The sequence below is a fragment of the Veillonella parvula genome (assembly GCF_032575955.1).
Taxonomy (GTDB): Bacteria; Bacillota; Negativicutes; order Veillonellales; family Veillonellaceae; genus Veillonella; species Veillonella parvula_J.
In genome coordinates, this window is the sequence record NZ_JAWFXN010000001.1 from 381,390 (window position 1) to 403,640 (window position 22,251).

Annotated in this window: 20 protein-coding genes; 19 read left to right on the forward strand and 1 reads right to left on the reverse strand. The window is 36.7% G+C overall.

Annotated elements, in window-relative coordinates; translation table 11 throughout:
* Positions 1–66: 66 nt before the first annotated feature.
* The 10 genes from groES (at position 67) to E7L28_RS01830 (ending at position 10,035) form a co-directional block, all read left to right on the forward strand.
* The gene (gene groES, locus E7L28_RS01785; protein WP_004696047.1) at positions 67–348 is read left to right on the forward strand and encodes a co-chaperone GroES; all 282 of its coding nucleotides are present in this window, start codon (positions 67–69) and stop codon (positions 346–348) included.
* 112 nt (positions 349–460) lie between these two features.
* Positions 461–2,086 carry a chaperonin GroEL gene (groL, locus tag E7L28_RS01790; RefSeq protein WP_077708474.1) on the forward strand — a complete coding sequence of 542 codons (1,626 nt, stop codon included), beginning with the start codon at positions 461–463 and terminating at the stop codon, positions 2,084–2,086.
* A gap of 333 nt (positions 2,087–2,419) precedes the next feature.
* Complete coding sequence (locus E7L28_RS01795; protein WP_316691739.1) at positions 2,420–2,836, forward strand: DoxX family protein; 417 nt, start codon at positions 2,420–2,422, stop codon at positions 2,834–2,836.
* Positions 2,837–2,899: 63 nt separating this feature from the next.
* Positions 2,900–4,156, forward strand: coding sequence for a diaminopimelate decarboxylase family protein (locus E7L28_RS01800; RefSeq protein WP_195213188.1), 1,257 nt, complete (start codon positions 2,900–2,902; stop codon positions 4,154–4,156).
* Positions 4,157–4,450: 294 nt separating this feature from the next.
* The gene (gene sufC / locus E7L28_RS01805; RefSeq protein ID WP_004696035.1) at positions 4,451–5,194 is read left to right on the forward strand and encodes a Fe-S cluster assembly ATPase SufC; all 744 of its coding nucleotides are present in this window, start codon (positions 4,451–4,453) and stop codon (positions 5,192–5,194) included.
* An 8-nt stretch (positions 5,195–5,202) separates the two neighbouring features.
* On the forward strand, positions 5,203–6,612 hold the full coding sequence (sufB, locus tag E7L28_RS01810; RefSeq protein ID WP_004696034.1) for a Fe-S cluster assembly protein SufB: 1,410 nt from the start codon (positions 5,203–5,205) through the stop codon (positions 6,610–6,612).
* 9 nt (positions 6,613–6,621) lie between these two features.
* A complete protein-coding gene (locus E7L28_RS01815; RefSeq protein ID WP_316711412.1) occupies positions 6,622–7,668 on the forward strand; it encodes a SufB/SufD family protein in 1,047 nt (348 codons plus the stop codon).
* Between the two features lie 12 nt (positions 7,669–7,680).
* Positions 7,681–8,910, forward strand: coding sequence for a SufS family cysteine desulfurase (locus tag E7L28_RS01820; protein WP_316711413.1), 1,230 nt, complete (start codon positions 7,681–7,683; stop codon positions 8,908–8,910).
* Between the two features lie 14 nt (positions 8,911–8,924).
* Positions 8,925–9,350: a Fe-S cluster assembly sulfur transfer protein SufU gene (gene sufU, locus E7L28_RS01825; protein ID WP_004696027.1), complete on the forward strand. Its 426-nt coding sequence runs from the start codon at positions 8,925–8,927 to the stop codon at positions 9,348–9,350.
* A gap of 1 nt (position 9,351) precedes the next feature.
* The gene (locus E7L28_RS01830) at positions 9,352–10,035 is read left to right on the forward strand and encodes an HAD hydrolase-like protein (protein ID WP_004696982.1); all 684 of its coding nucleotides are present in this window, start codon (positions 9,352–9,354) and stop codon (positions 10,033–10,035) included.
* A gap of 80 nt (positions 10,036–10,115) precedes the next feature.
* Here E7L28_RS01830 and E7L28_RS01835 read toward each other — a convergent pair whose 3' ends face one another.
* The gene (locus tag E7L28_RS01835; RefSeq protein WP_004696023.1) at positions 10,116–10,622 is read right to left on the reverse strand and encodes an S-adenosylmethionine decarboxylase family protein; all 507 of its coding nucleotides are present in this window, start codon (positions 10,620–10,622) and stop codon (positions 10,116–10,118) included.
* A gap of 213 nt (positions 10,623–10,835) precedes the next feature.
* On the opposite strand from E7L28_RS01835, the gene E7L28_RS01840 reads away from it, so the two are divergent.
* The 9 genes from E7L28_RS01840 (at position 10,836) to E7L28_RS01880 (ending at position 22,039) form a co-directional block, all read left to right on the forward strand.
* A complete protein-coding gene (locus tag E7L28_RS01840) occupies positions 10,836–11,315 on the forward strand; it encodes a CtsR family transcriptional regulator (protein WP_004696020.1) in 480 nt (159 codons plus the stop codon).
* Between the two features lie 6 nt (positions 11,316–11,321).
* Positions 11,322–11,861, forward strand: a complete 540-nt coding sequence (locus tag E7L28_RS01845) for a UvrB/UvrC motif-containing protein (protein WP_123137905.1) — start codon at positions 11,322–11,324, stop codon at positions 11,859–11,861.
* 9 nt (positions 11,862–11,870) lie between these two features.
* The gene (locus E7L28_RS01850; RefSeq protein ID WP_123137906.1) at positions 11,871–12,932 is read left to right on the forward strand and encodes a protein arginine kinase; all 1,062 of its coding nucleotides are present in this window, start codon (positions 11,871–11,873) and stop codon (positions 12,930–12,932) included.
* Between the two features lie 234 nt (positions 12,933–13,166).
* Positions 13,167–15,614 (forward strand): ATP-dependent Clp protease ATP-binding subunit, encoded by a 2,448-nt coding sequence (locus E7L28_RS01855; protein WP_123137907.1) that lies wholly within the window; start codon positions 13,167–13,169, stop codon positions 15,612–15,614.
* Positions 15,615–15,777: 163 nt separating this feature from the next.
* Positions 15,778–17,151 carry a DNA repair protein RadA gene (gene radA, locus E7L28_RS01860; protein WP_004697141.1) on the forward strand — a complete coding sequence of 458 codons (1,374 nt, stop codon included), beginning with the start codon at positions 15,778–15,780 and terminating at the stop codon, positions 17,149–17,151.
* 15 nt (positions 17,152–17,166) lie between these two features.
* Complete coding sequence (locus tag E7L28_RS01865; protein ID WP_004696009.1) at positions 17,167–18,318, forward strand: PIN/TRAM domain-containing protein; 1,152 nt, start codon at positions 17,167–17,169, stop codon at positions 18,316–18,318.
* Positions 18,302–19,477 (forward strand): 2-C-methyl-D-erythritol 4-phosphate cytidylyltransferase, encoded by a 1,176-nt coding sequence (gene ispD, locus E7L28_RS01870; RefSeq protein ID WP_008714035.1) that lies wholly within the window; start codon positions 18,302–18,304, stop codon positions 19,475–19,477. The genes E7L28_RS01865 and ispD overlap by 17 nt, the downstream gene beginning before the upstream one ends.
* A 2-nt stretch (positions 19,478–19,479) precedes the next feature.
* A complete protein-coding gene (gene gltX, locus E7L28_RS01875) occupies positions 19,480–20,949 on the forward strand; it encodes a glutamate--tRNA ligase (RefSeq protein WP_008714033.1) in 1,470 nt (489 codons plus the stop codon).
* Between the two features lie 118 nt (positions 20,950–21,067).
* Entirely contained in the window at positions 21,068–22,039 is a 972-nt protein-coding gene (locus E7L28_RS01880; RefSeq protein WP_008601073.1) for a bile acid:sodium symporter family protein, read from the forward strand.
* The last annotated feature ends 212 nt before the right edge of the window (positions 22,040–22,251 follow it).

Below are 22,251 nucleotides of genomic sequence, written 5' to 3' on the forward strand. Positions count from 1 at the left end.
TAGCACTCGATGAGTTAGAGTGCTAATAAATTATGGAGATTAACTAGTAAAAAGGAGTGACATTATATGTTAAAACCATTAGCTGACCGCGTTCTTATCCGTCTAGAAGCAAAAGAAGAAAAAACTAAAAGTGGTATCTTCCTTCCTGATACAGCAAAAGAAAAACCTCAAGAAGGTGTAGTTGTAGCTGTAGGTGCTGGTAAAGTATATGACAATGGTCAACGTGTAGCTCCAGAAGTTAAAGTTGGCGACACTGTTATGTTCGCAAAATATGCTGGTAGCGAATTAGAAATTGATGGTGCTACTCATTTGATTATTAGCGAACGCGATATTTTAGCAGTATTATAATCGCTAATTTATAGTCTACATGACTATAAAAACTGATGATACATCCTATATTGCCTAAGGGTATATATATTTCGTTACATTGGATAGTGTTACTATTTAGGAGGTAATACATATGGCAAAAGAAATCTTGTTTAATGAAGAAGCTCGTCGTGCTTTAGGTCGTGGCGTAGATCAATTAGCAAATGCTGTAAAAGTTACATTAGGTCCAAAAGGTCGTAATGTTGTGTTGGATAAAAAATTCGGTTCCCCAACAATTACAAATGATGGTGTAACTATTGCTCGCGATATCGAACTTCCAGATCCATTTGAAAACATGGGTGCTCAGTTGGTAAAAGAAGTTGCTACTAAAACTAACGACGTAGCAGGTGATGGTACTACTACTGCCACAGTATTGGCACAAGCTATGATTCAAGAAGGTATGCGCAATGTAGCAGCTGGTGCTAACCCAATGATTTTGAAAAAAGGTATTGAAACAGCAGTAAAAACTTTAGTTGAAGAAATCAAAAAACGCTCTATTAAAGTTTCTGGTAAAGCTGAAATTGCTCAAGTTGCAAGTGTATCTGCTGCTGACGAAGAAATCGGTGGTTTGATTGCTGAAGCTATGGAAAAGGTTGGTAATGACGGTGTTATTACTGTTGAAGAATCCAAAGGTTTGCAAACTGCATTAAATGTAGTAGAAGGTATGCAATTTGATCGTGGTTACATTTCCCCTTATATGGTAACTGACCCTGATCGTATGGAAGCCGTTATGGATAACCCATATATCTTGATCACTGATCGTAAAATCAGTGCTATCGCAGATATGTTGCCAACACTTGAAAAAGTAGTAAAAGTAGGCAAAGAACTTCTTATTATCGCTGAAGATGTAGAAGGGGAAGCGTTGGCTACATTAGTAGTAAACCGTTTGCGTGGTACATTCAAAGCTGTAGCTGTTAAAGCTCCTGGCTTCGGTGATCGTCGTAAAGCTATGCTTGAAGATATTGCTATCTTAACTGGCGGTACGGTAATCACTGAAGATATGGGCCGTAAGCTTGATTCTGTAGAACTTGAAGATCTTGGTACAGCTCGTCAAGTTCGCATCACTAAAGATGAAACTACAATCATTGATGGCGCAGGTGATAAAGATGTAATTACTAAACGCGTTAACCAAATCCGTGCACAAGTTGAAGAAACTACTTCTGATTTCGACCGTGAAAAATTACAAGAACGTCTAGCTAAATTGTCCGGTGGTGTTGCAGTTATCGAAGTAGGTGCTGCTACAGAAGTTGAAATGAAAGATAAGAAACTTCGCATTGAAGACGCATTGAACGCAACCCGTGCAGCTGTCGAAGAAGGTATCGTAGCTGGTGGTGGTACTACATTCATCGATATCATCCCTGCATTGAATACATTGAAAGCTACTGGTGATGTTCAAACTGGTATTAACCTTGTAAAACGCGCTGTAGAAGAACCACTTCGTCAAATTGCATACAACGCTGGTCTCGAAGGTTCTGTAGTAGTAGAAAAAGTTAAAAATACTGAAGCTGGTGTAGGTTTCAATGCCTTGACTGAAGAATACATCGATATGGTTAAAGCTGGTATTGTTGACCCTGCAAAAGTTACTCGTTCTGCCCTTCAAAATGCCGCATCTATCGCATCTCTTGTATTAACTACTGAAACAATCGTAGCTGATAAGGTAGATGAAAATGCAGCAGTTCCTGCAATGCCTCCAATGGGTGGTATGGGCGGTATGATGTAATCAGCTGCTTAGAATTAATTTTATAAGAAATATAATAATCCTAATGAATTGTGAATTACATTTTTTCATATTCATTAGGATTATTTTTTACTGATAAATTAATCTATTGTAAGGGTGTAATATTTTAAATTTCAAATTTCAAAAAAACTATGATTGTATTTAAGCTGACTATATTATGTTGATTACATCGATAAAATTGATTTTGTATACAATGTATGATATAATTCTATAGAATTTAATAGTGAGTCTTATTGACATAGTTATTCTCTAATAGTATAATTAATGTATCGAATTTATTCGATTTGCTATATTTGAATTGAAAGAAGGATCACTATGTTGAACTTTATTTTTAAAAGTAAACCTAATTATGTAAACTTTGGCTTATTGATTTATCGCCTTGCATTGGGCATTTCCATGTTTTATCATGGTTATTTAAAATGGCTTAGCGGAGCTGAAAGGCTCTACAAAGTAGGGACTATGTTAGCACCTTTAGGTGTATCCGGTGGTTATGAGATGCTAGGCACTATGGCAGCACTTGCAGAAATGATTGGTGGTATTCTCATTGCAGTAGGATTATTTACACGTATTGGTGCTATTCTAGTTGTAGGTACTTTAGCAACTGCGACTATTGTGAGTTTGAATGGTAGTTTCTTTAGCTGGGACTACCCATCTCAATTAGGGTTTGGTGCACTTATGTTATTCTTTGCTGGTGCTGGTCGCTTTAGTTTAGATAAAGCTTTATTTAAATAATTAGGAAATTAGAATAAAAGACTCATCGGCTGATGAGTCTTTTATTTATGTAGAAAGGTTATCATGAACAAAAAAACAGTTCCATTCACGTCAGAACAATTAGAAAATATTATTGCTCAGTATCCAACTCCATTCCATATTTATGATGAAGAAGGAATTATTGAGAATATGAAATCTTTCATCAATGCATTCTCTTGGAATAAGGGATTCAAGCAATATTTTGCAGTTAAAGCAACTCCAAATCCATATATCATGCGTTTATTACAAAAACTTGGAGTTGGTGCAGATTGCTCTTCCTTAGCGGAATTAATTTTATGTGAAAAGGTGGGTATTACGGGACATGATATTATGTTCACATCTAATGACACACCATATGTGGAGTATAAAAAAGCACTTGAAATGGGTGCAATCATCAATCTTGATGATATTACGCATATAGAATATTTAGAAAATAATCACGGCTCTTTGCCAGATACATTCTGCGTGCGTTATAATCCGGGTTCTTTAAAAGAAGGGGGCAATACAATTATTGGCCTTCCTGAAGAAGCTAAATATGGTATGACACGCGAACAAATATTTGAAGCGTACAAACAATTACAAGCTAAAGGTGTAAAACACTTTGGTATTCATACAATGGTTGTTTCTAACGAACTTGATATTGACGGTTTAGTTGGTACAGCAGAGCTTTGCTTTAATCTTGCTGTAGATATTAAGAAAGAACTTGGTATCACTGTTGAATTTATTGATTTAGGTGGAGGTGTAGGTGTAGCTTATAAACCAGAACAAACACCAGTAGACTTCCGCGTATTAAGCAAGGGTGTAGAAGAAGCGTATAATCGGATTTTAGTAGCTAATGGACTTAATGATGTAGCATTGGCTTATGAATGTGGGCGTATGGTAACAGGTCCATTTGGTTACCTTGTTTCTACTGCTATTCATAAAAAAGATATTTATCGTCATTACATCGGTTTAGATGCTTGCATGGCAAATCTTATGCGTCCGGCGTTGTATGGCTCTTATCATCACATTACCGTAATGGGGAAAGAAAATGCTCCCAAGGATCATATATATGATGTAACAGGCTCCTTATGTGAAAATAATGATAAATTTGCTATTCAACGAGAGCTGCCAAAAATTGATATTGGAGATCGTGTCATCATTCACGATGCTGGTGCACATGGACATTCTATGGGTTTCAATTATAATGGTAAATTACGTTCTGCAGAGTTATTGCTACATAAAGATGGCTCTGTTACACAAATTCGTCGTGCTGAAACATATGATGATTTATTTGGAACTCTTGATTTTTCAAACCTATAATTTAATATTGAGAATCGAATAGGATGAGAACTAATATTAATAAAAACCTATCAATATATGTAATACTTGATATTCTTTTAATTCCTGTATATTTTAGTAGGAATATCTTGCTATCATTTAGATAAGAATGTATAATGAGTATAGATTGTTATGCACATACTTGCTAAGTTGGCGAGAATTACGGCGGTATTCACGTTAGTGCGTACCGCCTTTTTATATGTGTCAGTATATACATTTTATATATAACGAGTGTATGTTTCTTATGGTTACATACAAATAAAAGGAGTGAATATTTTGGCTGAATTACTTCAGATAAAAGATTTAAAGGTATCTGTTGAAGAGAAACAAATCTTGAAAGGTATTGATTTAACAATTAATAAAGGTGAAATTCATGTTGTGATGGGGACAAATGGTGCTGGTAAATCTACACTTGCTAATGCAATCATGGGTAACTCTACATATACAGTAGATAGTGGTTCTATCATTTTTGATGGTAAGGATATTACGGAAGATGCAGTAAACGATCGTGCAAAAGCGGGTATTTTTATGTCCTTCCAAAATCCAATTTCTATTCCTGGTATTACTGTAGAAAACTTCATTCGTACAGCTAAATCCACAATTACTGGTGAAAATGTACGTGCATTATCTTTCAAAAAAGAATTGAAAGAAAAAATGGATGAATTGTCCTTTGATTTATCTTATGCGCAACGTTATGTAAATGAAGGCTTCTCTGGTGGTGAACGCAAGAAGAATGAAATTCTTCAAATGTCCATTTTGAATCCTAAATTGGCTATTCTTGATGAAACTGATTCTGGCCTTGACGTAGATGCGGTTCGTATCGTATCTGAAGGTGTACAACGTTTCCATAACGAAGAAAATGCTGTATTAATCATTACTCATCATAACCAAATCTTGCAAAAACTAAAACCAGACTATGTTCATGTGTTGATCAATGGCAAGATTGTTAAAACTGGTGATGCTTCTCTTGTACGTGAAATCGAAGAAAAAGGTTATGACGCATACAAAGCATTAGCATAGGAGGCATAATGGAAGAAAGAAAGAAAACCCAAGTCGCGGATATGGACCGTGGCGTCTATGATATAAAGAACGAATTTGAATATTCTTATATCTCTGATGCCGGTTTAACAGAAGATATTATCCGTGAGATTTGGTCTAATAAAAATGAACCAGAATGGATGCTCGATTTCCGTTTAAAATCTTTGGAAATCTATAATCGTATGGGCATTCCAAATTGGATTCCTGATATCTCAGGCTTGGATATGGCAAATATTCATACGTATGTTAAGCCTAAAGTAGATATGAAAGAAAACTGGGATGAAGTTCCAGAAGAAATTAAAAGTACTTTTGACCGCTTAGGTATTCCAGAAGCGGAAAAAACATCTCTAGCTGGTGTTGGTGCTCAATATGATTCTGAGGTTGTTTACCACAGTATTCAAGAAGATCTTGTTAAGCAAGGTGTTATCTATACTGATATCGAAACAGCATTACATGAGCATGAAGAAATCGTAAAAAAATACTGGATGACATTAATTCCACCTACAGACCATAAATGGGCTGCTCTTCACGGTGCCGTTTGGTCTGGTGGTTCCTTCGTATACGTTCCTGCAGGTGTACAAGTAGAGATTCCATTGCAATCTTACTTCCGTTTGAATGCACCAGGTGCTGGTCAGTTCGAACATACGATGATTATCGTAGAAGAAGGGGCTAAATTGCACTTTATCGAAGGTTGTTCTGCTCCTAAGTATGATGTGTCTAACCTGCATGCAGGCGCTGTTGAACTGTTCGTTAAAGATAATGCTACATTGCGTTATTCTACAATTGAAAACTGGTCTAAAAACATGTACAACCTTAACACAAAACGTTGTGTAGTAGGTAAAAATGGTACAATTGAGTGGGTATCTGGTTCCTTTGGCTCCAAAGTTTCTTGTTTGTACCCAATGAGTATTCTCAACGGTGAAGGTGCACATGCTGAATTTACAGGTGTAACATTCGCAGGTGAAGGACAATTCCTCGATACAGGTTGTAAAGTGGTACATAATGCACCATATACAACAAGTAATGTAAACTCTAAATCCATTTCTAAATCCGGTGGCGCTGCAATTTATCGTGGCCTTTTGAAGATTGGCCCTAAAGCTGAACATTCCAAAGCAACAGTTTCTTGTGAATCCTTGATGCTTGATGCTGAGTCTCAATCTGATACAATTCCGGCTATTATCGTAGAAAATGACAATGTGGATTTAGGTCATGAAGCTAAAATCGGTCGTATTTCCGACGAAGCAATTTTCTATCTTATGACTCGTGGTATTAGCGAAGAAGAAGCTCGTGCGATGCTAGTTCGTGGTTTCGTAGAGCCAATCTCTAAAGAATTGCCACTTGAATATGCAGTAGAAATGAACAATCTAATCAATCTTGAATTAGAAGGTTCTATCGGTTAAGGAGGAATTATGAGCGAATTACTATTTAATGAACTCCCTAGACCGACATTCAGATGGTTGCGCGTTAATCATACTGTAAGCTCTCTAGCTGGAGAAGATACAGCGGTACAATCCATCGCTGTGGAAGCTAATAAAAATATACTTTCACCATTACCTGTTGGTACAGCATTACTAGATGGTAATTATGAAGGTGCTAATAAAGAAGCTGTTCATGTATTAGTTGAAAAAGCGGAAGGCTATGCTATCAATGTGCCTCCTAAGGCGAAAGAAGTTGTAGGCATCCGCATTGATGTTAATGCTCGTGTGGCAAACCGTTTCCAATTTATCGTTGGTGAAGGTGCTGAGCTAGAAGTACAATTCTATGTAACTGGTTCTGGCGATGCATTGACAAATGTTAGCTATTTAAACGAATACGATGTGAAAGAAGCTGGTAAGGTTGTAGTAAAAAAGGTAAATCTTTTGCCTGAACATGTACAACATATCGAGCATCGATACACTAAATTAGAAGAAAAAGCAGATGTAGAATACATCAATATTGAAATTGGTGGCAGTGAAAACATCTTGAATTACTATCATGATTTAGTAGGTCAAGAATCCCGTATGGTTCATGACATTGCTTATCTTGGTAATAAAGAGCAAAAATTTGATATTTCTATGGTTATGAGTCATGGTGGTAAAAAATCATTTAGTGATATTCATACCTTAGGTGCTCTTAGTGGCAATTCTAAAAAATCCTTCAGAGGGACCCTTGATTTCCTTAATGGAGCAACAGCTTCTGAAGGTGCGGAAGAAGATACTTGCTTATTGTTAGATCCAACTGTAAAATCTGTTTCGTTACCACTTTTATTGTGTAAAGAAGATAATGTAGTTGGTAATCATGCAGCAAGTGCAGGCCAAATTGATCATAATAAATTGTTCTATATCATGAGCCGTGGCTTTAGTGAGGTAGAGGCAAAACATATCATTGTTGAATCTATGATTCGACCTATTATTGATCGCATTGGTGATGAAACGATTGAAGAAGCAGCGTTAGCAGCTGTACGTAATAAAATTTAAAGAGGCGTTTTTATGAGACCAATTGCAGAAGCATACAAAGACTTTCCTATATTACATAAAGAGCATAATGGGCATCGTGTTATCTATTTAGATAGCGGTGCTACTGCTCAAATTCCACAGTCCGTAATTGACCGTGTTGTGGAACATATGATACAACGTAATGGTAACCCACATCGTGGTTCTCATATTTTAGCCATTGAAGCATCTGAAGACTATGAAAATGCACGGGATCGCGTAGTTGAATTTATCAATGCTCGCGAACGCGAAGAGGTTATATTTACACGTAATAGTACGGAGTCAATGAACTTGATTGCCCACAGCTATGGCCTTCATAATGTGAAAAAAGGTGACAAGATTGTCATTACTGTTGCTGAACATCATGCGAATCTTGTAACATGGCAATATGTGGCAGAACAGACGGGGGCAACCTTAGAATACATGTATCTTGATGAACATGGGCACTTAAAAGATGGTGAAATCAATAAAATTGATGAAAAGACTAAAATTGTTGCTTTCGCTCATGTTAGTAACGTGCTTGGTATGGAATTCCCAGTAAAAGAATTAACTGAGAAGGCTCACTCTGTAGGTGCTATTGTTGTTCTAGACGGTGCTCAATCTACACCTCATAAAAAAATTGACGTACAAGCATTGGATTGCGATTTCTTCGTATTCTCTGGCCATAAAATGTGTGCATCTCAAGGGATTGGTGTACTATACGGTAAACGTGATTTATTAGAAACTATGCCTCCATTCCTATTGGGTGGCGATATGATTGAGTATGTAAAAGAACAAACTGCTACATTCAATGAGCTTCCATATAAGTTTGAGGCAGGTACTCCAAATGCTGATGGTGCTGTTTCCTTGCATGCAGCTATTGATTATTTGGAATCCTTTGGAATGGATGCTATAGAAGCCTATGAAGAGGAGTTAGTAGCTTATATTCTTCCTAAGATTGTTGAATTGCCACATGTCCATGTTATTGGTTCTCAAAATCCTAAGGAAAAACATGGCGTTATTGCGTTCACTGTAGATGATGTACATCCTCATGACGTAGCTACGATTTTGGATTCTAAGGGAATCTGCGTTCGTTCCGGTCACCATTGTGCACAACCATTAGGTGCGTTCTACAATGTATCTGCATCTACTCGTTTAAGTATGTACTTATACACTCGCAAGGAAGATTTAGACGCATTCCTTGAAGTATTAAAGACTGTTCGTTCAGTAATGGGTTTTAAAGATTAGGAGAGTTACCACTAATGGAAATGGATCAATTATATACGGAACTTATTTTGGAACATAACCAAGATAAACGTAATAAGCATGAATTATCTGAATTTACAAATTCTGAACATGGACATAACCCTAGTTGTGGTGATGATCTAACATTACAACTCAATGTAGTAGATGGTATCATTAAAGATGCTGCATATACAGGTTCTGGTTGTGCTATTAGCCAAGCATCTGCATCTATGATGATTGATATCATTAAAGGCAAATCTGTTGAGGAAGCACTTCGTTTGGTAGAAATTTTCTTAGGTATGATTAAAAAAGAAATTACCGATGAAAATGAGTTAGAAGAATTGGAAGATGCTATGGCATTACAAAATATTTCTAATATGCCAGCACGTGTGAAATGTGCAGTTCTTGCATGGCATACATTGAAAGAGGCTTTAAAGAAATAATATGAAGAAAACGATATTATTTGATTTAGATGGAACCTTAACTGACTCTCAAGAAGGTATTCTTAAAAGCATTAAATTTGCATTGGAACATTTCGGTTATACTGTACCTGATGAAGAAACATTACAATTGTTCTTAGGACCACCATTGGTAGATGCTTTCCAAGAACATTGTGGTTTGACCTTTGAGCAAGCGGAAGAAACATACTTTAAATTCCGTGAACGTTATGGTACCATCGGTAAATTTGAAAATAAAGTATATCCGAATATTGTAGACTTATTGGCTAAATGCAAAACTGAACAATATACTATAGCTGTAGCTACTGCAAAACCAGAACATTATGCTAAAGATATTCTTGATCACTTTGAATTGACACCATACTTTGATGTTATTGTTGGTGCTAATTACGAAGCGGGATTGTTACACAAAAAAGAAATTCTTGAAAAAGCTCTCACGCTATGTGGTAACCCATTAACTGATGAAAATGGTCGTCGATTGACATTCATGGTTGGAGATCGTAAGTACGATGTAGAAGCAGCTAATGAACTTGGCTGTATCTCCATTGGCGTTACCTATGGTTATGGTACGGAATCTGAGTTAAAAGAAGCGGATGCCGAATATATCTGTGACGATGTTGATGAAATTGCTGATGTTCTCAATCTTGAAGAAATGATGGTTCGTAGATAAGCTATATAAATAGAATTACATATCAACCCAAATAAAAAGCTAGAGGAAATCCTCTAGCTTTTTTGCATCTTCATTTTATGTTATTTTTTTAGGCCACTTTTTTTAGCTAATGTTTTGATAACCTTAGCACTTTGTTTTTTCAACTTGCCCCCTGTTTGTTTGAGTTGGATACGTGTACGAGAAACACGACCAAGTGTAGTAATCTTAGTTTTGCGACGTGGCTTCATATCACGTTCGTTACCAAAGTCGCCACGTTGCACACTCGTTGCCTTTACTTTTTCAGCTCTAAAAGATTTACGTAGGGCTTTCATAATTAATGTAAGTGGTAATGTTTGCTCGAAGGAATACAAATCAACTGCTACATAACCAAGTGCAGGATATGTGTGCAATGTAAAGTGAAAACCTGGTGCGACAGAAAGGAGGGCGATTTCCTCGTCCATAACTTGACAACTGATTTCATCTACATCAAGTTCAGCTAAGTCAAATGCGGTTGCTACACTTTCCTGTACAGCTGTAGCGGATGAAATTGCGTCTTCATCGCAGGAATATAAATCAATTAACAGTTCTTGTCCTAATGCTTCTGCCATAACAACACCTTCCTTCAGAAAATAATATCTCATTTATTATACATAGATTTAAGGATTAAGTCCAATTATATGAGAATACATTAAAAGTCAAACGTTATTTTTATAAAATTTGACTTTTATATTGACTAAGGTCAAAAAGTCAAATATAATAGAGTTATGTTAAAGAACAAATAGTCAAAACTATAGTAAATAAACTTTAAAGGGGTGTTTTTTATGAGTATGATAGCTGATAAAATAGAAAAATTTATATTAGACCGTATGCGTGAAGAACAAGAAAAGCTAATTTTAAAGCGTAATGAATTGGCTGATGAATTAGATTGTGCGCCATCCCAAATTAGTTACGTATTAAGTACGCGTTTTTCTAATGAGCGCGGTTTCGATGTTGAGTCAAGACGTGGCTTGGGTGGATATATTCGAATCAAAAAAATTAACCCAGAAAGTTCAGATTCTTTACCTGCTGTTACAACTTATCGGATTTATGAAGGTCCAAATACGGTAGAACGATTAATTGATATGCGAGATGTAGATCAATCATTATTTCAATTATTACAATCTGAAAAGATTACCCGTCGTGAAGCTCAATTGATGCATAATTCTTTTGCTACATTAATTGAAAATGTAGACGTAGAAGAACGTAATGATGCTGTTCGTCAATTATATGCATCAATGGTGGACACTTTGCGGAAGGAGTGATGATTTGTGTTATGTGATCATTGCCATAAAAATGAAGCTACTATCCATATGACTAATATCATAAATAATCAAAAGACTGAGCAACATCTTTGCAGTAGTTGTGCCACCAAGTTACAACAAGCTGGGAAATTATCTCCTTATAGTTCTTTTATGAATGATATGTGGGATAATAACTTTTTTACTAATGATTTTTTTAAGAATATGGTGTATCCAGATAACTTATTAAAAGCTCATCAATCTAAGAGCTGCCCTCAGTGTGGTATTACTTATGATGAATTCAATCGGGTAGGTAAGTTTGGCTGTGGTCAATGTTATGAGACTTTTAATAGTGAAATAAATCCATTATTAGAACGAATACAAGGTAGTTCTGAGTATGAAGGGACTATACCTAGTCGTGGTACTAATGTATTTAAAGCAAAGTATGAAGTAAAGCAATTGCGCCGCCAATTAGATACAGCTATTCAAGCTGAAAACTTTGAAGAAGCTGCAATTTTGAGAGATAAAATTAAAAATCTAGAAGTTATCATTGATGGTGATAACGAATAGGAGGTTCTTATGTTAGATACTATATTGGACTCTCCGCTAAGTCAGTGGCTGTGTCAGGATACAGAGGCGACAGACCACATTGTAATTTCAAGTCGTATACGATTGGCGAGAAATTTTGATGATATATTGTTTACGAATCGTGAAGATACAGTTTCCTTAGAAAAAGTGAATACAATCTCTCGAGGCCTATTGCCAATATTAAAAAAGGCTGATGAGCACCAATATACAAATATTAGCCTTGAGCAATTAAGTCAACGTGAGCGTGCTGTCTTAGTTGAAAAGCATTTAATGAGTCCTGCTTTAGAGGAACAATTACCGTATCGTAATTTGATTGTATCTGATGATGCTTCTATCGCAATTATGGTAAATGAAGAAGATCATTTACGTATTCAATCTATGGCTCCAGGACTTAAATTGCAACAAGCTTATAATCATGCGGTTCAAATTGATAAAGCTATCGAAGCAAAATACCCTTATGCCTTTGATGAGCGATTTGGTTATTTAACTGCTTGCCCCACTAATGTGGGTACAGGTTTACGGGCCTCTGTTATGTTACATTTACCCGCATTGACGTTATCTGGTCGTATTACGAGACTCATTCGTAACATAATACAACTAGGTTACTCTGTACGAGGGTTGTATGGGGAAGGTTCCGAAGCTTTAGGTTGTATTTACCAGATTTCTAATCAACGAACGATGGGTATTAGTGAAGAAGCAACTATTGAGCAATTGATTAAAATCGTAGAAGGAATTATTGCAGAAGAACGAAAGTCTCGGCAATCTTTATTACACAACGATAAAGAAGGTTTGGAAGATATACTTTGGCGATCCTATGGAATTTTACAATATGCACGACGTGTAAGCGGTAAAGAGGCACTTAGTAAGCTTAGCGACATTCAATTAGGTGTAGATTTAGAAATATTACCATTCTGGGGTAAAGATACTTTTAATGAGCTTGTTGCTATAACTAGACCAAACTTCCTCTCTAAATACTTAGGTAGTGAAAATTTGACAGATACCGATCGCGACAGCTATCGTGCAAAGGTGATACGTCAAAAACTTTCAAATTAATATAAATACATAAATAATTAATGCATGATTATTTATTTTGTATAGATTGATTTATATAATTTTCTTAGTTTACCGTTAAGAGATTTGTAAAAAATAGTAAATATTAATACTAGATAGCATAATAGATTAATAGAGTTTAATAATATTTTTGATATTCCAATGGTTATTTCACCATTGTTTATATATATTTGAAAAGAAATAATTACAATTTACATAGATAGATGAGGTGATATTATGATGCAACGGTTTACAGACGATGCACAGCGTGTTCTTTCGTTAGCTCAAGAGGCTGCTTTGGAGTTAGGACATGACTATGTTGGTACTGAACACGTACTCATTGGCCTTACAAAGGTTAAAAATGGTGTAGCAGCTAAAGCTTTAGAAGAGCTTGGCCTTGTTACAGAAGATATTTTTGAAGCTGTAGAAGAACATGTAGGACGTGGTAATAAAAAGGCAACGTCAATATATATGACACCTCGCGTTAAACATGTACTTGAGCTTGCCATTCAAGTAGCAAATCAAATGAATCACAATTACGTTGGTACTGAGCATATTCTATTGGGCCTACTTAGCGATGGTAGCGGTGTTGCAGTTGCTATTTTACGAGCTATGAATATACGTAGTAATGATGTAGTAGAAGCAATTCGTAGTATTCTTGGCTCGAATAAAGGTAGCAATAATGGTGGTCAAGAGGGAATAAATAGCAATAATGATTTAGGTGAGCTGTCAGATTTTGCAACTGATCTTAATGAGTCTGCTAAACAAGGTAAGATTGATCCTGTTATTGGCCGCGATACGGAGATTCAACGAGTCATTCAAATTCTCAGCCGTAGAACTAAAAATAATCCTGTTCTTATTGGTGAACCAGGTGTAGGTAAAACAGCTATTGCCGAAGGCTTGGCACAGCGTATTGTGACTGATAATGTACCGGAGATTTTACGTAATAAACGCATTATTTCTCTTAGTATTGGTTCTATGTTAGCGGGTGCCAAGTACCGTGGTGAATTTGAAGAACGGTTAAAAAAAGCCATTGATGAAGTACAACAACATGATGATATGATTATCTTTATAGATGAAATTCATACATTGGTTGGGGCAGGTGCTACTGAAGGCGCTATGGATGCAGCTAATATCTTAAAGCCTGCTTTGGCACGAGGTGAATTCCAAGTTATCGGTGCCACAACACTTGATGAATATAAGAAATATATAGAAAAAGATGCTGCTTTAGAGCGTCGTTTTCAACCCGTTCAAGTAGGAGAGCCTAACGAAGAGGATGCTCTTGAAATTTTAAAGGGATTAAGAGATCGGTATGAAGCTTTCCATAAGGCTAAGATTACAGATGAGGCATTAACAGCAGCTGTGTCTTTATCTAGCCGATATATTACAGATCGATTCTTACCTGATAAGGCTATCGATGTAGTCGATGAAGCTGCATCTAAGGTTCGTATGAAAGTATTTTCTTCAGCACCTGATGTTAAAGCATTAGAGGATCGCCTCAATACAGTTAAGAAAGAAAAAGAAGCTGCGGTTACGTCTCAAGATTTCGAAAAGGCTGCAAAGCTTCGCGATGAAGAACAATTACTATTAAAAGAAATTGGTGATAAAAAATCTATTGCTAAAGAAAAAAGCGATCAAAAGTTAATAGTAACAGAGGAAGACATAGCTGCTGTAGTAGCGCAATGGACAGGCATTCCAGTGGCTAAAATTGCAGAAGAAGAGTCTGCAACCTTACTACATTTGGAAGAAGAACTTCATAAACGCGTAGTAGGTCAAGATGAGGCTGTTACTGCTGTAGCTAAAGCTGTACGCCGTGCAAGGGCTGGATTAAAAGACCCAAAACGGCCTATTGGTTCATTCTTGTTCCTTGGGCCAACTGGTGTAGGGAAAACTGAGCTAGCAAGAGCGCTTGCATCCTCCTTGTTCGGCGATGAATCTGCTATGATTCGACTTGATATGTCTGAATATATGGAAAAACATACTGTGTCTCGCTTAGTCGGTGCCCCTCCAGGTTACGTAGGCTATGAAGAAGGTGGACAATTAACAGATGCGGTACGTCGCAAACCATATAGCGTTATCCTCCTCGATGAAGTGGAAAAGGCACATGCAGATTTCTTTAATATTTTGTTACAAGTTCTTGATGATGGTCGTCTTACTGATAGTCAAGGAAGAACTGTAGATTTCAGAAATACAGTTATTATTATGACAAGTAACTTAGGTGCTAAAGCTTTACATAAAAACTCTCCAGAACTTGGTTTCTTAGCGGCTAAAAAATCTGATTTCAATGTAGATGAAAATAAAGAAATTGAGTTTAAAGAGGCTAAGAAGTCAGTAATGGATGCGGTGAAACGTCATTTTAGACCTGAGTTTTTAAACCGTATTGATGAAATGATTGTATTCCATCCATTAACAGAAGAGGACTTAAAAGAAATTGTAACTATCTTGATGAGTGATGTTACAAAACGCCTTGAAGCGCGTGATTTACAATTAGAAATCTCTCCTGAGGCTATGCATTTACTTGTTAAGGAGGGCTCTGATTTCACAATGGGGGCTCGACCATTAAAACGTGCTATTCAACGTTTAATTGAGGACCCAGTGTCCGATCTTATTTTGAAAGGAGATGCAAAAGAAGGTAAAATTATTAAAGCAGATGCAAAGGATAACGATCTTGTTGTATCAATATGATAAAAATACAAATTATACAGTTGATGACTACCTTTCATATAAAAAATATAAGTTAAATGGTATACTATAAAATGATGATAGTTAACCATGTAGTAAAATTATGCATAAAAGGTCATGAATGGTTATCATTCATGACCTTTCTTTTTAAATGTATTGAGGTGTTATGGCAAAAGCAAAATCTGTATTCTTTTGTCAAAATTGTGGGGCTGAATCCTCTAAGTGGATGGGCCGTTGTCCACAATGTGGAGAATGGAATACATTAGTTGAAGAAATAATTAAAGAAACTAAACATAGTCGAACACCTTCTCGAGGTGTTGGAAATCAAACGGCGAAGCCTACCGCCTTGCCAGATATCGAAATTTCTTCTATTGCACGCGTATCTACAACCTTTGGTGAAATTGACCGTGTATTAGGTGGGGGCATAGTGCCTGGTGCTCTAATGCTTTTAGGTGGTGATCCTGGTATTGGTAAATCTACTCTGTTACTACAAGTATCCCAGAAGGTAGCCGATACAGTAGGAGCAGTTCTTTATGCATCTGGTGAAGAGTCTCAGTTACAACTTAAACTTCGAGCAGAACGACTGCATATTAATAGTGAACGGTTACAAGTTATTGCAGATACTGATCTAGATCATATATTGGAGCAAGCTGAAGCAATGACTCCTTCCTTACTAGTCATTGACTCTATACAAACTATGTATACTGGAGATATAGATGCTGCGCCAGGCAGTGTTAGTCAAGTTCGTGAATGCACATCTCGCCTACTTCGCTTCTGTAAAGAACGAAATATACCTACTGTAATCATTGGCCATGTAACAAAGGAAGGCAATATTGCAGGGCCTCGTATGTTAGAGCATATGGTAGATGTAGTGCTTTACTTTGAAGGGGAGCGTTCTTATCAATTCCGTATATTACGGTCCATTAAAAACCGTTTTGGATCTACATCAGAAACAGGCATTTTTGCTATGGTAGAGGAAGGGTTACAGGAATTGTCCAATCCGTCTGCTTCTCTTTTAGCCGAGCGTTCCGATGAAGAAAGCGGCAGTGCTGTTATGATTTACCTCGAAGGGGTTCGCCCCATCTTGGTAGAGGTACAAAGCTTGGTCGTTACTACGGCTTTTGGTATGCCTAGACGTACGGCGATTGGTTATGATCTTAACCGGTTAATCGTATTATTAGCAGTCTTAGAAAAACGCTGTGGCTTTACATTAGGTAATAAAGACGTGTATGTAAATGTTATCGGTGGTCTCAAGGTAAATGAACCTGCTTGTGATTTATCTATGGCGGTTGCCATTGTGTCAAATCTGAAAAATCGAATCGTTCCAACAGATATGGTAATTTTAGGTGAAGTAGGCTTAACTGGTAATGTTCGCAGTATTCCTCGCATTGAACAGCGTATAAATGAAGCCAAGAAATTAGGTTTTAAAAAGTTTATTATTCCTGAAGGCAACTATAAACAAATTAAGGATAATGATAGTTCTATCAAAATTAAAGGTGTCAAATCTATACAAGAGGCGATGCAACTCGTATTTTCATAATTAGGAGGTGATTTCATGATTTATCGGATTTTACGCTATGTAATAGCCATTTTAGTAGGTACAGCAGCCTACGTGGGAATGGATAGCTTAGCACCTATTATTGACCCATATTTGGTTTCTCAATTTGAATCTTTTGGGGACATGTCGTTAACAATTGCACGTATTGCAGTATTAATCGTAGGTACTCTATTAGGCCTTGTTATTGGTTATCTGATTTCATCATTTATTCTGAAACAAGGTTTAGTAATTGCTAAAAGATTAGAGCGTATTCTTACTCATATTCCAAATCAAGAATTGATTGCAGGCACCATCGGTTTATTATTCGGCCTTATTATTGCAAATCTAATTGGTGTTGCATTCAATCAAGTACCTATTATAGGACCTTATATTCCTATAATTTTGAGTGCTATTTTTGGATATAGTGGACTTAAAATCATGGCTCGTAAAGGACCCGAAATGTACAATAATTACGTACAACAATGGGGAGGAGATAGCACTAAAAAAACAAGTCGTTTTAAAATGTTTTCAACTCATAAATTAGATAAATCCTCTAGTACGCCAAAATTACTAGATACTTCAGTTATCATTGACGGTCGTATCAAAGAACTATGTGCTACGGGCTTCATTGAAGGCCCTCTTATGGTGCCACTATTTGTATTAAATGAGTTACAGGTAATTTCTGACTCTGCGGATGCTACGAAACGCAACCGTGGTCGACGTGGCCTTGATATTTTGAAGGATATGCAAGATGCCAATAAGGTAGCTATAGAAGTTGTTGAAGATGATTATGATGATCTTGTAGAGGTTGATTCAAAACTTATGCGACTTGCTTTAGATAAGCAGTGGAAATTGATGACTAATGACTTTAACTTGAATAAGGTGGCTCGTGTACAGGGGATTGAAGTGCTTAACCTCAATGAATTGGCAAATGTATTAAAACCTGCTCTAATCGCTGGAGAATGGATTCGCGTTCAAATCATGAAAGAAGGTAAGGAAGTACACCAAGGTGTGGCTTATCTCGACGATGGCACGATGATTGTCGTAGAGGATGGTAAGCCTTATGTTGGTCAAAATGTAGAGGTTATGGTTACATCCATATTACAAACGAGTGCAGGACGGATGATTTTTGCTCGTGTAGATGGAGGACAAAATGGGCAAGGCAATTAGTTGTATCGTTCTCGCTGCAGGTGCTGGTCGCCGTATGGGATATAAAGAAAATAAGATATTTATTCCTTTAGGGGGATATTCTATTATTCAACGTACCATACAGAATGTAGAAAAGATTGAAGGTTTAAAAGAAATTATTCTTGTTGTAGCTGAAGGCGAACAAGAATATATGTCTAACCATATTCAAGGGTTGGATTTGCATATTCCTGTAAAGATAGTGCTTGGTGGAAGAGAACGTCAAGATTCTGTGGCTTATGGGCTCAAAGCTGTATCAGAAGATAGTAATATTGTGCTAGTTCATGATGGAGCGCGTCCATTAGCATCAACGAAACTGTTTGATTCTGTTGTTAGGGCCGCAATAGAATATGGAGCTGCTACTGTAGGTGTCCCTGCTACGGATACGATTAAACGAGTTGATACAGAGCATACTGTAATAGAAACATTAAAACGCAGTGAATTATACCAAATTCAAACGCCACAAGGCTTTCAAAAAGATCTATTTAAAGAGGCCCATCAAAAGGCTTATGATGAAAAATATTTAGGCACTGATGATGTGTCCCTCGTTGAGCATTTAGGGCAGCCTGTACATATAGTAAGTGGAGACTATTGTAATATTAAGGTGACCACTCCTAATGATATTGCAGTAGCAAAACGATATTTAGGAATTGAGGATAAGCGTATGCGCGTTGGATTTGGTTATGATATTCATCAATTAAAAGCAGGTCGTCCTTGTATCTTAGGTGGTGTTCATATCGAATCTGGCCTTGGCCCTGATGGACACTCCGATGCGGATGTTCTCATTCATGCCTTGATGGATGCCATGCTAGGCGCCGCTGGTTTACGGGATATTGGATACTATTTTCCACCTGAAGATGACCAGTATAAAGGGATTTCTAGCATGCTTTTACTAGAAAAAGTAAATTTCTTATTGAAAGAACGTGGGTTACAAGCCTATAATATTGATATTATGGTTATTTCTGAGACACCTAAATTAAAACCTCACATCGATATGATGAAGGCTAATTTACAGTCTATATTAGAGATACCATTAGATCGCATTAGTATTAAAGCGACAACAAATGAAATGCTAGGGGCTATTGGGCGCCGTGAAGGCATTGCTGCACAAGCTGTCGTTTCTGTATATGAAGGAGAGATTTAATCATGAGTTCCATGAAAGTTCGTTTTGCTCCAAGCCCTACGGGTCCATTCCATATTGGTGGTGCTCGTTCTGCTTTATTTAACTGGTTATTAGCACGTAAGGAAAAAGGCACATTTGTATTGCGCATTGAAGATACAGATTTAGCTCGTTCTACACGTGAAAGTGAAGAGAATATTAAAGCTTCCTTACAATGGCTTGGCATGAACTGGGATGAAGGCATTGATGTGGGTGGTAATAATGGTCCTTACCGTCAAACAGAACGTCTTGATTTATATAAAGAAGTAACACAACGCTTATTGGATGAAGGTAAAGCTTATGAGTGTTATTGCACACCTGAAGAGTTAGATGCGGTGCGTCAAGATCAAATGGATCGTGGGGAAACACCAAAATACAACGGTCATTGTGAACACTTAGATGAAGAGACAAAGGCTAAATACATTGCTGAAGGTCGTAAACCTACAATTCGTTTGCGTGTACCGTTGAATAAAACATACGCTTTTGATGATATGGTACGTGGGCATGTATCCTTTGAATCTAATGGCGTTGGTGATTTTGTAATTGTAAAATCTGATGGCATTCCTGTATATAACTTTGCTGTAGTAATGGACGATCATATGATGGGGATCACTCACGTTATTCGTGCAGAGGAACATTTATCTAATACACCTCGTCAAATGGCTATTTATGAAGCTTTAGGTTGGGAGGTCCCTAAGTTTGGTCATATTTCCTTGATTCTTGGTAAAGACTACAAGAAAATGTCTAAACGTCATGGTGCTACTTCTGTTGAACAATACAAACAATTAGGGTACTTGCCAGAAGCACTTGTAAACTTCTTGGCACTTCTTGGTTGGGCTCCTGAAGGTGAAGAAGAATTCTTCACACAAGATGAATTAATTCAGGCTTTCTCTATGGATCGGGTAGCGAAAAATCCTGCTGTGTTTGATATTGATAAATTGAACCATATAAATTTCCACTACATGAAGAATTTGAGTGATGAAGAGTTATTCCACCTTTGTTTACCGCATTTGAAAGAGGTTGGTTTAGCTCCAGATAGCTTGAATCAAGCTGATATTGATTGGTTGACATTATTATGCTCTACATTCCGTGATCATATTAGCTATGGTGCTCAAATTAAAGATCATGTAGGATTGTTTATGGGCGAAACAGTATTCCTTGAAGAGGGGCATGAAGAGGAGTTGCGTGCTGTATTGAATGAAGAAACAGCTCCAACAGTTCTCGGCGCTTTCCGGAATGCATTGGCTGAACTTGATGAAATTACACCTGAAGTTGTAAAAGCAACAATCAAGGCCGTAATGAAAGAAACCTCTTTAAAAGGTAAATTCGTATTTATGCCAATCCGTGTAGCTTTAACAGGTCAAATGCATGGTCCGGATTTGAATAATATTGTTACATTACTTGGTAAAGAAAAGTGCTTACATCGTTTAGATAATGTAGGTGCATTAACAAAATAAATTTGATCAATTAATCAAAGGAGTTCACGTAACAAGTGTTATGTGAACTCCTTTTGTATGTGTTGTTAATATTCTATAGAAATGCTATAATAATCGGCGTATTAAATTTTGATTTATTATGAAAGCGAGTGTTTTTATGAGTGTTATTCGTTCTATTAATCACTTATTCAATAGTTATCTATCCTGGATAGTACTATTGATGGCTGTTTTAGCATATATGCTACCTGCAGTATTTTCTTGGATGACTCCATATATTGCTTACATGCTACAGTTTGTTATGTTTGCGATGGGGTTAACATTAACGGCTCAAGTCTTTATTGATGTATTTAAGCAACCAATGAAGGTTATTCTCGTATCCGTAATCCAATTCTTATGGATGCCATTGGCAGGTTTCTTAGTAGCCTTAGCATTTAATTTTCCTCCAGAAGTTGGGATTGGTTTTATCTTGTTGGGTGCATGTCCTGGTGGTACTGCTTCTAATGTAATGACCTTCCTTGCAAATGGTAATGTTCCCTTATCCGTATCAGCAACAACTGTATCCACATTATTGGCACCTATTTTAACGCCTTTATTTGTCGTATTATATGCAGGTGCAACATCTTCTATTGAAATTCAATTTATGCCAATGTTTATATCCATTGTAAAAATCGTGTTAGTACCAATTATTTTGGGGATTGTATTGAATTACTTTATTGGCGCAAAAATTGAACCTGTAAAATCTGTATGTCCAACCATTGCAGCTATCGCGGTATTGCTTATCTTGGCAGCTGTAACTGCAGTTAACCAAAAGCAAATTGCCGAAACTGGTTTCATTATTTTTGTAGCGTGTTTAGTACAAAATTTGAGTGGTTATGTTGTGACATACTTTATATGTAAAGCTCTCAGTATTGATGTGTCTTCTCGTCGTGCTATGCAAATTGAAGTGGCTATGCAAAATTCTGCATTATCCGTATCTTTAGCACTAAAACACTTTACACCACAAGCTGCGGTAGCAGGTGCAGTATTCTCCATCATTCATAACTTTACAGGATCTATTTTTGCAGGTATTTGCCGTAAACATGATGATCAAGATAAATTAGAAAATGCTTAATATTAATTGATTTGATGTAATGACATTATTATTACTTGTGTACTATAAAAGCTATTGTTATGAATGATAATAGTAATTTAATATTCTGATTATATATCCTCATCTTTCTAATTAAGCTATTTAAAATACCTATTATGATATGTGAATAGCTGCCTATGAAAGATGGGGATCTTTCTTGTAAATATTGACATTCTATAGCTTTATTGGTAAAA